Genomic DNA, 11,248 nt, shown 5'->3' with positions numbered 1-11,248 from the left:
ATAGGCCAGCTATTGACGCGTAAATTCGCCTTGTTTTCACTGAAAACCTCTGGCTAGAGAAAATAAAATTAAATATAACGATGATTCAATATGTTAGTAAATCTCTTAACCAGAGTTCAGGTTAATGTAGATAATATGGGGCTACTTTAACAAAAAATGACTTGAAGAAAACCCGAATAAACGCAACACTTATGTGCGTATATGCACATAAGTTTAAGGTGGCACAGTATGGCGGTTAAGTTTGAAGATTGGCAAGATGTTAAAGTGGCTTTTGAGGTTGCACGTTTAGGTACCTTAACTGCGGCGGCAGAGGCGCTTAATGTGCACCATAGTACTGTGCTTAGGCGAATTAATAATCTTGAAAAAAACTTAAACACACGTTTGTTTCATCGCCATGCTCGTGGCTATAAAGCAACAGAAACAGGCGCTAAGCTGTTTAGTACCGCACAAGTGATCGACAGCTCTCTTGAGCAGTTACATAATGATATTGCTGCGGCTGATAGCACACTGCGCGGCAGTTTACTGTTAACCACGGTTAGTGGCTTTATGGATGTGCTTGGCGATGTGTGCGAGCAATTTCAGGCGCTACATCCACAAGTGCAGCTTGAGATGATTTTAGAGCAAAAGCGTTTACGGCTCGATCACGGTCAGGCGCACATTGCCGTACGGGCAGGGCCAAGGCCCGATGAAGGCGACTATATTGCACAGCATTTGGCTCAGCTTAACTCGGGTTTATATGCTAATCGGCGATATATTAATAAATATGGTATGCCTAAATCGCTGAGTGATTTACAGCAACATAACTTTATTTCTGGCGTGGCGGGCTTTAATGCGCGGGTGCCGTATTTTGAATGGGTAGATCAGCATATTGCAGCGCCGCAAATAAAACTGCGTGTGTCAGAAACCTCAGAAGCTACGCGTGCTGTAATTAAAGGCTTAGGAATTGGTGGGTTACAGCACAATGTTGCGGCTCAATACGCTAATTTAGTACCCATTTTATCTAATGAATTAATCTGGTGTACTGATATATGGCTAGTAACGCATCATTTGGTGCATCGTACCGCAAAGGTACAGGCGTTTAGCCAATTGTTAAAAACCTATTTTCAAACCAATAAAGCAAGCTAATGTGGCATTATAAAAACTTAGGTGATGCTATGTTTGCAGATGCAGAGCTGGCTAAAATAAAACAGCTAGCAAAGGCTACCAACGCACCACTTTACGTTAAATATTACGCAAAAAGTGGACTGCATTGTGAAGTGTTACTGTATTTTTCGCCACACTATCAATCGCTTGCTGCTCTGCTGGGGGCTACTTGCTGTAAAGCCCCTAACTTAGATGAACTGACGGTTTTATAGCTATTTTATAGCGACTTTTTGACTGAAATACCTAAGCGTTTAGCCAAGCGAACTAAGTTTGCACGGTCTACTTTTAAGGTGCGTGCTGCACTTGCCCAGTTATAATTATGTTGCTCAAGCTGCTGACTAATTAAATGATGGGTAAAGGTATCGGTTGCTTGCTTAAGTGATAAATTTTGCTCTGCTATGTTAGTGCTACTGCCAGTGGTGGTGTTTGTGGTACTAGCAGGTAATGATAACTGTGTTGTATTACTCGCACTAAGGTTTAGCTCACAGTGCTCGGGCTTTATGGTAATAATGGCTTGTTGCCATTGGCTTTGTTTGGCCTTTAGTGCTGCGCGGCTAATTACATGTTCTAGCTCCCGTACGTTACCCGGCCACTGATATTGGGTTAACAATAATTGTGCATCGACACTTAACTTAAGTTGTTTTATTGCTAATTTTCGTGCGGTTTGCTCAACAAAAAAACCAGCTAATAAAACCACATCGTTTTCACGCTGGCGTAACGGCGCTACCGTTAGCGGGTAGACACTTAATCTATGGTATAAATCGGCTCTAAAGCGTCCTTCGGCTACTTCTTTTTTTAAATTACGATTAGTAGCAGCAATAACCCGCACATCAACATATTTCACTTCGTCTTCGCCTACTGTTTGTATTTCGCCACTTTGTAATACCCGTAGCAATTTACTTTGTAGTACCAGTGGTAGCTCGCCTATTTCGTCTAAAAATAAAGTACCACCGTGCGCTAGCTGAAACTTACCTTGGCGCGCATGATCCGCCCCAGTAAAAGCGCCTTTAGCATGGCCAAAAAACTCACTTTCGGCGAGATTTTCAGCAAACGAAGCACAGTTTAAATGAATAAGTGGCTGCTCACTGCGTTTCGAGTGTAAATGAATATTACGTGCAACCAGCTCTTTGCCTACGCCGGTTTCGCCTAAAATTAACACACTAAAATTAGAGGCGGCGACAAGTTTTATATCATTTTTAAGTGCTTGTATTGCTGAGCTTTGACCAATAATTTCGCCGCCATCACGGGTGAGTGCTTCGCGGTTAAGCTCTTGCACTAAGGCGCTAGAATGCTGTGCATGTAATTTGTAATGAGCCAGCTGTAATGCCGTTTTAAAATGTGCGCTGCATAGCGTTTGTAAGGTGCTAAGCGTTTGCGCACTAATAGCGTTAAAGGCATTGGCATTTAGGCTGTCAAACGTAATCACACCTAATAACTGTTGTTGATAAAATAGGGGTAAACCTAAGCAAGCATGTACCGGAATGTCGCCAGTTTTTGCTAGTAGTAAGCCGTCGTACGGATCGGGCAATGGACAGTCATGGGCAAATTGCAGTGGTTGCTGAGTATTACAAATAGCTTCTAAGCGCGGATGCTCACTAAGCTTAAAACGCCGCCCCAGGCTATCTGGCATTAAGCCTTTAATTGCAAGTGGCTTGAGCTGCTCACCTTGTAGCTCAAGCAGTGCGCTGGCATCACTGGCAATCACTGTTTCAAGGACAGTAAGTAATTGCTCAAAACAGTTTTTATCTAATGTGCTTTGAGCCAGCTTTACCGCTACGGCAGTGAAGTTAATTGCGCTGCTCATGTCAAAATGACTCTTATGTGTTTTTTAGTTTGATTTATGGTAGGTCATAAAGACATAAAAAGCAAAGGTGGATAAGTTAGTTCATTGAAATATATATGTTTATTTTATTGGCACGATAAGTGTAATAGGTAGTTAAGTGCATTAGTTGTTGAGGCCGTTATGAACACCTTGGTTATACATAATCCAAGCTACAAAATTGAGACAGCTTGTTTACTGAAAAAACTACTGCTAGTGGCAAACTCATTATTAGCAGCTAGTTGTGCATTACTAATAACCAGTATTTTAATTAGCTACCCTTTTGCCGATTACTTTTCTATACCGGTGCAAATTTCGGCACATATTAGCACTATTGTTATTGCTGCTATTTTAAAAATTAGCTATGTGCTGCGTTGTATCGCACTGCATGGCATGGGGAAGGAAGTTCGTTAATGCGACCTATTAATTTATCTCAGCCGGTACCGGCTAATATTCGCTTTTACCAAATAACGCAGTGGCCAGTATGGATGCTGCCATTTAGACCCTATTTTTTAGCCGCAGGCTTGTTGGCTTTTAGTTCAATAGGCTACTGGTTATTAATTTTAACGGGTAGTGCAACTTGGCAGTTAACAATCCCCGCTACATTATGGCATGCCCATGAAATGTTATTTGGTTTTGCAGGTGTTGTTGCAGTGGGTTTTTTACTTACCGCCGCGCAAACTTGGACTGGAGTACCTAGCATTAGTGGCAAAAAGTTAATGCTATTAACGCTGCTATGGCTTGGGGCGCGAGGCGCATTTTTTGTGTCTTTGCCTGCTTTTGCACAATTTAATTTATATGCGGTGTTAGTGTTACAGCTCGCATGGTGGCTAGGTGTTATTGCAGCATTAGCTAATATGTTATTAACCGCTAAAAGCAAAAATAACTATCAATTTTTAGTGCTATTAGCGGCGCTGTGTACGTTAAATATTGTTTACTTGGCCCTGCTGATTGAACAAAGCATGCAGCTTGCGCTCGCCATTGTTGATACAGCAGTATTACTGATGACCTTATTAATTGGCATAGTAGCAGGGCGTGTATTGCCATTTTTTACCAGTAAAGGCCTTGGTTTAACAGCACAGGTACGTACAGCTAACGTTGACTCAGTATTACTGTATATGAGCGTTTTTAGTATTGCGGTGTTTTTTCTTAGTCAGTTATTTTTTAATCAGCTAAACCCAGGCTGGGCACTTGCTGTTGTTGCTGTGCTGCATTTAATCCGTAGTTTTTATTGGTGGGATAAAAACGTACTTAAAGTTCCTTTGTTATGGTCTTTGCATTTTTCGTACTTGGCACTAGGTGTAGGTTTAATGCTGGTAGCCGTGAGTTTTTACAGCAGTGTTATTTTATTTAAAGATGCATTACACCTCATTACCATAAGTACCATAGGGATGATGATTTTAGCCATGATGACACGCGTATCTCATGGGCATACCGGGCGCTCTTTGACTATTCCACATTATATGGCGGTTGCTTTTGCTTTAGTGTTAGTGGCTGGGATTACTCGTTCTTTACTGCCTTTTGTTATTGGGCCACACCTAGCTTGGCAGCTAAGTGCTGGGCTGTGGCTAATTGCCTTTTTATTATTTTTAATTCACTGCACACCTATTTTAACACAGCGTCGTGTTGATGGGCGTCGTGGTTAACCTATACCTATTTTATTAATTGGGTATTATTCACACGTAGGAAAACCTAGATGTTATCTGATAAAACTATTGAAATTGTTAAAAGTACTGTTCCTTTATTAGCAGAGGCAGGTACGGTTGTTACTGATCATTTTTACAAGCGTTTATTTAGTCATAATCCTGAGCTTAAAAATATTTTTAATATGAGCAACCAAGATACCGGCCGTCAACAATTTGCATTATTTAACGCATTGGCTGCTTATGCACAAAACATTGATAATTTAGAGGTGTTAAAAGCGGCACTTGGGCGTATTAACCATAAACATACTAGTTTAAATATTTTGCCGGAGCACTACCCAATTGTTGGTGCACATTTAATTGGCACGCTGAAAGAGCTTATTCCTGAGCAGTTCACGCCAGATGTTGAATATGCTTGGCGTGAAGCGTATGGCGTACTTGCTGATATTTGTATAACTGAGGAAGCTGCTTTATACGAGCACAGTAAAAATAACTTAGGCGGTTGGGCAGGCACACGTCAGTTTGCAATAACTAATAAGCAGGCTGAGTCAGAGCTGGTAACTAGCTTTACGCTTACGCCAGTTGATGGCGAGGCAGTAATTGCCCATAAACCGGGTCAATATTTAGGTATTAAAGTTAAGCCAGAGGCTAGTGAATATGAAGAGATCCGCCAGTATTCTATTTCGCAAAAAAGTAATGGTAAAAACTACCGTATTAGCGTTAAAAAAGAGTTATTACCAAACCCTGGCATGGTGTCTAACCATTTACACTCACTAGAGCAAGGCGCAATAGTAGAGCTATATCCGCCTGCAGGGGATTTCTTTTTACGAAATAACACCAGCCCTGCTGTGCTTATTTCAGCGGGTGTTGGGCAAACGCCAATGGTAGCAATGTTAGAGACGCTATTAAGCGATACTGCTAATCAAAATATTATGTATTTGCATGCTTGCGAAAATACTCAGCAGCACTCATTTGCTAATTATTTAAATGAACTAAGCACTGTTTACCCGCGCTTACAAACCATGACTTGGTTTAATCAAGGCGATGTAGGAGCTGATTTTACCGGTTTTATGGATTTACACGCAGTACAAGCGCAATTGCCACTGAGCAACGGCGACTTTTACTTGTGTGGACCCGCTAATTTTATGGCCTTTGTGAAAAAACAACTGCTAGAATTAGGCGTTAATAACGGACACATTCATTACGAAATTTTTGGCCCGCATCAAGATCTATAATATTTATAGAATAAAACTCAATTAAAAAAGCGCGCTATTGGGCATTACTTCAATAGCGCGCTTTTTTGTGCCGTTAAATAACCTGAACTCCGGATAATAAACCTATCTCAAGCAGCTATTTTCAGCGCTAACTGCGTTGAATTTACTTGCAATAGGCCAGCTATTGACGCGTAAATTCGCCTTGTTTTCACTGGAAATCTCTGGCTAGAGAAAATAAAGCTAAATATAACTATGATTCAATACGTTAGTAAATCTCTTAACCAGAGTTCAGGTTAAATATTAAACTGGCTCCTAATACCTTTAAATTAAAGCTTTTTGGTATTGGTTTGCGCGGCATACGCTTGTTGTTGCCAAGCATTAAATAACTGCTGTTGTTTATTTGATATTTTTAAGCCGTAAGTTTTTTGCATATAGGCATAGGCGTCGGCTATTTGTTTACGGGCATAAAAAGGAGGCTCTATTACTCGTTGTTTAAAGTTAACTTTAACTTCACAGCGACCGTATTGGGTGGCGCTTTCACTAAGCATTCCAAATCGATAATTAGAACGATCTGCGTTAATTTCACCAATAGCAGGAGCTAAGTTGTTTATATCGGCTTCCATCTTTCTAAACTTAGCACTTACTTTACGGCAGTTTTTACGCCCGCCATCTTGCCAGCATTGTAATTGGTGGCCAAACTCCCAGGCAGGCACAATATGCTCCCATTCTATGCGTAAAGCGCGTGCATTTACGTTACCTGAGCGGGTATGTGTATTGCGTGGCACATAGCCACAGTTAGTGGGGTCAGGAACTAGTTTTTTACCCTGTTTTTTTATATCGCAGCCACAGTAAATACTTTTAGCATTACTAGGGAGGGTTTTAATTAGGTGTCTTTTAGCGGTTGAAAACCGAGTGAATTCTTCAGCCGATAGCGAAAAGCATACAAAAAAAGCCAACAAGGCTAAAATAAATCGAGTCATATCCATCACATACGTGAACTACAGGAGCGGCTAGTTTAATGACTTGAAGCTAAAAGATAAAGTTTACTTAAAGCCATATTTACCGTTCTTTAGTATTTAACCTTAGCTCTGGTTAAGAGATTTACTAACGTATTGAATCATAGTTATATTTAGTTTTATTATCCGGAGCTCAGGTTATCTACTTTAAATTGTTGTTTAAATAAACAAAAGTTGTTACTTAAAGAGTATGATGAAAGCTCATAAGTTTGTGATTTGGATTGCGAATGAAATTTATAGATTATTATGCCGTGCTTGGAGTATCGCCCGATGCAGACGATAAAGCGGTTAAAGTAGCTTATAAAAAGCTAGCTAGAAAATATCATCCAGATGTAAGTAAAGAACCTCAAGCCGAGGAAAAGTTTAAAGAGATAGGTGAAGCTTACGAAGTTATTCACAACAAAGAAGAGCGCGCTAAATACGATGTGTTACGTCGTAATCAACAAAACCGTGCTCAGCAGCAAGCAAATTATGGCGGTAGCTATGGCTCGTCACAAAACCATTATCAGCAAGGTGATCCCCAAGCCGATCAGGAGTTTTCTGATTTTGTAAATTCAATGTTTGGCGGCGCAGGTGGGTTTAACCATGGCGGGCAGGGCAGAACTGGTGGCGCTCGTGCGCAAAAAGGACAAGATGTGGAAATTGAATTCCCGGTATTTCTTGAAGAAACGTTAGTCGATACCGTTAAACCAATTGAGTTTATGCTGCCGCAGCGAGACAGTAGTGGCCGTGTATCTGAAGTTAAAAAATCGCTTAAAGTTAAAATTCCTGCCGGCTCGGTTAATGGCGAACGCATTCGCTTAAAAGGCCAAGGTGGATTAGGTTCGGCAAATGGCCCTAATGGCGATTTGTATTTGCAAATTCGCTTAGTGCCTCATCCATTATTTGACGTTGAGGGGCATGACCTAAACATAGTGGTACCTCTTGCACCATGGGAAGCTGCTTTGGGCACTAAAATAAATTTACCTACATTAGCCGGAAAAATCCAACTAACTATTCCAGCTAATAGTCAATCGGGTCAACGTTTACGCATTAAAGGTAAAGGGTTAATTAGTAAAAAAGCCAAAGGTGACTTATTTGCTGTGATTAAAATTGTTAATCCAGCATTGAGTGATGATGTTAGCAAAAAGCTTTGGCAAGAGCTGGCCGAAAAAGCCCATTTTGACCCCCGTAGCAATTGGAGCAAGTCATAATGAAAATTATCGAGGCACCACAAGGCAATTTACTCACTAGCCAAGAATTGTGTGTGAGTAGTGATATTAGCGAAGCCATATTATATGAATTGGTTGAGCACAGCATTGCTATTCCTATTGAGGGCGAGCGCGTTACAGAATGGCAATTTACGGTATCAACAGTGATCTTAGTTAAAAAGGCTGCGCGTATTCAGCATGACTTATCGTTAGATTGGTCTGCTATTGCTTTGGTTTTACAATTATTGGATGAACGGGATGAGTTGATTGCTGAAAACCAAATGTTAAAGCAGCACTTAAGTCGATTTAAACATTTAGAATAAAAAATAGTGGTTAAATTTTAAATGCGAGTAGCTAGCTATTTTTATGGAGCTAGCTCAGCACTTTTATAATAGTGAGCTTTTGGTGCTTAAATATTTTTTATTCGTGAAATAAGAGTAAGTAAAGCGTCAATAAATGCGTAAAAATAGCCGACTATTCAGATAAAAAAGGTGAATATTGCAGAGTTGATTTGGTATAAGCGTAAAACTGCGTTAAAGTTTACAGCGAACTAATTAGAGGATAAACAGCAGACAATGTCGGAAATTCAATTTTTAAATGTAGACCTAGAGCTTGAGTCAAAGCAAGATATTAGCGTGCTTGTAGCTGACCTAAAAAAAATCGCCACTATTTTACATTATGATAAAGACGAATACCGTCAGTTAGCGCGTATAGAAGTAACAGGCGAAATATCTTCACCGGATAAAGCAATTAACCACTTATGTGAGTTAGTAGAGTCATGCTCGCGGGCTGCACTTAAGCAATGGTTGAGTTGTTCGCGCCGTACCTTTGATATTGGTTTTGAATCGGGCACTTCGCCAAAGTGTTTTAACCAAGCGCTGCACGCCGATACATTATTACGTATATCGGCAATTGGTGCAGGCATGGAAATTACTATTTACCCGCTAGAAAAATAGCGTTAGCCTTTGCGCTCTACAACAGCTGCGGTCATTTTTGATACGCAGCAAAGCTCGCCGCGACTATTCGTTATTTTTATTTCCCATACTGAGCTACGTTTGCCAATATGAAACGCTTTTGCGGTGGCGGTTAAGGTGCCATTACGCGAGGCTTTTAAATGGCTGGCACTGATCTCTTGCCCTACACAATAAAATTTAGTGAAGTCGACCACAAAATTAGCCGCGTAGCTGGCAACACTTTCGGCTAAAACCACGTTTGCTCCGCCATGCACCATGCCTATAGGGTTATGGTGCGCAGGAATTGCTGGCATAGTGGCAACTAAGTAATCATCACCAATTTCAGTTATTTCAATCCCCATGGTTTTCATCAGTGTACCTTGGCCATTTATGCCTTGGTCTAACTGCTTACAAAACGCTAAAGTAATAGGTTGATGCCAAATACTCATTGTTACTCCTTTAAAGGTTGAAAACGATAACCGATAATACGATTTTTCATGGCGATATGATAGCCAAATTAGTGCAGCTACTGCATGGTAATACAGTGCTACTTTTTGCTTTCTACATAGTGCTTAATTTCATCGAGATCTTTTTTTAGCATTTTACGCATCGAACTTTTAAGAAAAAACCCTATCACTGCAGAGATCATTTTTACCCAAATAGACTCAGAGCTATCAGAAAAAGTCATGGTTAAACAGGTGCTAGGTTCGGCGGCGGTAAGTGACAGCTTAGTGGTATAAACTGCCCCGCCATTTTCTGCGCGAGTGCAATAGTATTCATTAGTAACAGCTTCGGTGATCCACATGGTTTCTGAGGCTGCTTTGCCAAAAAGTTTTCGTGTTTCTAACCATCTTAGGCCCACTAGCCCTTGTGGTGGCTTCTCGATTATTTTTACATCAATAATGCCAGACAGCATATTGGCACTGTTTTCGATGTCAGTTATTGCCGCCCATACTTTACGTTTAGGACCGTTAATTATTACCGCTACAGTGATATTCATAACACTCTCCGTTAATTCACATTGATGAAGTTAAGGCCCATTACAAAAACGATAGCTAACTAATTTTTAATAACAGCAACAACTTAGTAGTTATGTAATTAATGTAACGTAAAACTAACACTATCGTGATCTGCGTAATTTTATCTGTAATTTACTTGGTAATTTTAAGCTTAGACCAATGCCACCTTTGGCAGCAAAGGCGAGGAGTAATTTAAATTTGCGATTTTCAGATAACTGTATATACTCACAGTTAAATGTACTGTATGGAAAACCAGTTGTATGCGACCATTAACTAACCGCCAAGCGCAAATACTCGAACTTATTAAAGTGTTTATTAAAGACACTGGTATGCCTCCTACACGCGCAGAAATTGCACAAACATTAGGCTTTAAAAGTGCTAATGCAGCAGAAGAGCATTTAAAAGCGCTGGCTAAAAAAGGCGCTATTAAAATGAAACCAGGCGCTAGCCGTGGTATTCAACTTATTGAAGAAGATGAACCAGAACAACTTGGTTTACCGTTAATAGGCCGTGTAGCTGCCGGCGAACCTATTTTGGCGCAACAACATGTTGAGAGCCATTGTAAAATTGACCCGTTAATGTTTAAACCCGCTGCCGATTTTTTATTGCGTGTAAATGGTATGAGCATGCGAGATATTGGTATTATGGATGGTGATTTACTGGCTGTTCATCGCACTCAAGTTGCCGAAAATGGCCAAGTTATTGTTGCCCGCGTTGATGACGATGTAACGGTAAAACGCTTAGAAAAAGCAGGCAAAAAAGTATTATTGCATGCTGAAAATAAAGAATTTTCGTCGATAGAAGTGGATCTTGAAAACGAATCTTTTAATATTGAAGGCTTAGCTGTTGGGGTTATTCGTAATGCTGACTGGATGTGACAATTAAGCTGTTATAGCTATGTAAAATATCGGCATAATTTAATAGCTCAGATAATTAATGCGCACTTTTTAGTGCGCTTTTTTTTGCCTTTTTTTTGTGAAAATTCCGCTGCAATGAAAAAATTATATTAAGTTTATGTTTTTTATCATTTAAGTATTTAATACTCGTTATCGCTGTCTTTTTATTTGTAACCCTTGCTGTTGCTCACTTCCTGCTTAGAACAAAATTAAATAAATCCCATATTTACGCTAATCCCCTAATATTATTTGATTATTTTTCAAACTAAAACTTGCTAGTTGTTCAATTATTAACTAATTGTTAATGGGCTGGACTAACAATAACTCACAGCTTTAGTTTTGAGAAAATATATTT

Annotated in this window: 13 protein-coding genes; 9 read left to right on the top strand and 4 right to left on the bottom strand. The window is 40.0% G+C overall.

The genetic code is table 11. The features are described from left to right. The first annotated feature begins 228 nt into the window (after positions 1–228). Together H5079_RS16180 and H5079_RS16175 are read left to right on the top strand one after the other, a co-directional pair. Positions 229–1,125: a LysR family transcriptional regulator gene (locus H5079_RS16180; RefSeq protein ID WP_089368868.1), complete on the top strand. Its 897-nt coding sequence runs from the start codon at positions 229–231 to the stop codon at positions 1,123–1,125. Continuing rightward, a complete protein-coding gene (locus H5079_RS16175) occupies positions 1,125–1,355 on the top strand; it encodes a hypothetical protein (protein ID WP_089368867.1) in 231 nt (76 codons plus the stop codon). Before H5079_RS16180 ends, H5079_RS16175 begins: the two co-directional genes overlap by 1 nt. A 5-nt stretch (positions 1,356–1,360) precedes the next feature. Here the strand turns inward: H5079_RS16175 and norR are convergent, their stop codons facing one another. Continuing rightward, positions 1,361–2,947: a nitric oxide reductase transcriptional regulator NorR gene (gene norR, locus H5079_RS16170; protein WP_182684485.1), complete on the bottom strand. Its 1,587-nt coding sequence runs from the start codon at positions 2,945–2,947 to the stop codon at positions 1,361–1,363. A 159-nt stretch (positions 2,948–3,106) separates the two neighbouring features. On the opposite strand from norR, the gene H5079_RS16165 reads away from it, so the two are divergent. The 3 genes from H5079_RS16165 to hmpA are packed head-to-tail and all read left to right on the top strand — an operon-like array spanning position 3,107 to position 5,840. Further along, positions 3,107–3,376: a hypothetical protein gene (locus H5079_RS16165; RefSeq protein ID WP_011329510.1), complete on the top strand. Its 270-nt coding sequence runs from the start codon at positions 3,107–3,109 to the stop codon at positions 3,374–3,376. Next, entirely contained in the window at positions 3,376–4,608 is a 1,233-nt protein-coding gene (locus tag H5079_RS16160; RefSeq protein ID WP_011329509.1) for an NnrS family protein, read from the top strand. Before H5079_RS16165 ends, H5079_RS16160 begins: the two co-directional genes overlap by 1 nt. Before the next feature lie 50 nt (positions 4,609–4,658). Continuing rightward, on the top strand, positions 4,659–5,840 hold the full coding sequence (gene hmpA, locus H5079_RS16155; RefSeq protein ID WP_179807954.1) for an NO-inducible flavohemoprotein: 1,182 nt from the start codon (positions 4,659–4,661) through the stop codon (positions 5,838–5,840). 305 nt (positions 5,841–6,145) lie between these two features. Here the strand turns inward: hmpA and H5079_RS16150 are convergent, their stop codons facing one another. Then, positions 6,146–6,799: an endonuclease gene (locus H5079_RS16150; protein WP_011329507.1), complete on the bottom strand. Its 654-nt coding sequence runs from the start codon at positions 6,797–6,799 to the stop codon at positions 6,146–6,148. A 263-nt stretch (positions 6,800–7,062) separates the two neighbouring features. Between H5079_RS16150 and H5079_RS16145 the strand changes: the two genes are divergently transcribed. The 3 genes from H5079_RS16145 (at position 7,063) to H5079_RS16135 (ending at position 8,981) form a co-directional block, all read left to right on the top strand. After that, the gene (locus tag H5079_RS16145; protein ID WP_089368862.1) at positions 7,063–8,028 is read left to right on the top strand and encodes a DnaJ C-terminal domain-containing protein; all 966 of its coding nucleotides are present in this window, start codon (positions 7,063–7,065) and stop codon (positions 8,026–8,028) included. After that, positions 8,028–8,348, top strand: coding sequence for a chaperone modulator CbpM (locus H5079_RS16140; protein WP_011329505.1), 321 nt, complete (start codon positions 8,028–8,030; stop codon positions 8,346–8,348). Before H5079_RS16145 ends, H5079_RS16140 begins: the two co-directional genes overlap by 1 nt. 252 nt (positions 8,349–8,600) lie before the next feature. After that, complete coding sequence (locus H5079_RS16135) at positions 8,601–8,981, top strand: hypothetical protein (RefSeq protein ID WP_011329504.1); 381 nt, start codon at positions 8,601–8,603, stop codon at positions 8,979–8,981. A 2-nt stretch (positions 8,982–8,983) separates the two neighbouring features. Here H5079_RS16135 and H5079_RS16130 read toward each other — a convergent pair whose 3' ends face one another. Together H5079_RS16130 and H5079_RS16125 are read right to left on the bottom strand one after the other, a co-directional pair. Next, positions 8,984–9,427 carry a PaaI family thioesterase gene (locus tag H5079_RS16130; protein ID WP_011329503.1) on the bottom strand — a complete coding sequence of 148 codons (444 nt, stop codon included), beginning with the start codon at positions 9,425–9,427 and terminating at the stop codon, positions 8,984–8,986. A 98-nt stretch (positions 9,428–9,525) separates the two neighbouring features. Next, positions 9,526–9,978 (bottom strand): SRPBCC family protein, encoded by a 453-nt coding sequence (locus tag H5079_RS16125; RefSeq protein ID WP_182684484.1) that lies wholly within the window; start codon positions 9,976–9,978, stop codon positions 9,526–9,528. Between the two features lie 279 nt (positions 9,979–10,257). Here H5079_RS16125 and lexA point away from each other — a divergent pair, with 279 nt between their 5' ends. Next, the gene (gene lexA / locus H5079_RS16120) at positions 10,258–10,875 is read left to right on the top strand and encodes a transcriptional repressor LexA (protein ID WP_041454613.1); all 618 of its coding nucleotides are present in this window, start codon (positions 10,258–10,260) and stop codon (positions 10,873–10,875) included. Positions 10,876–11,248: the final 373 nt, after the last annotated feature.

The sequence above is a fragment of the Pseudoalteromonas sp. SG44-5 genome, from assembly GCF_014164175.1.
In the GTDB taxonomy this organism is placed as follows: Bacteria; Pseudomonadota; Gammaproteobacteria; order Enterobacterales; family Alteromonadaceae; genus Pseudoalteromonas; species Pseudoalteromonas nigrifaciens.
The sequence above is the reverse complement of the archived record's forward strand: the minus strand, read 5'-3'. Positions and strand labels throughout refer to the sequence as shown.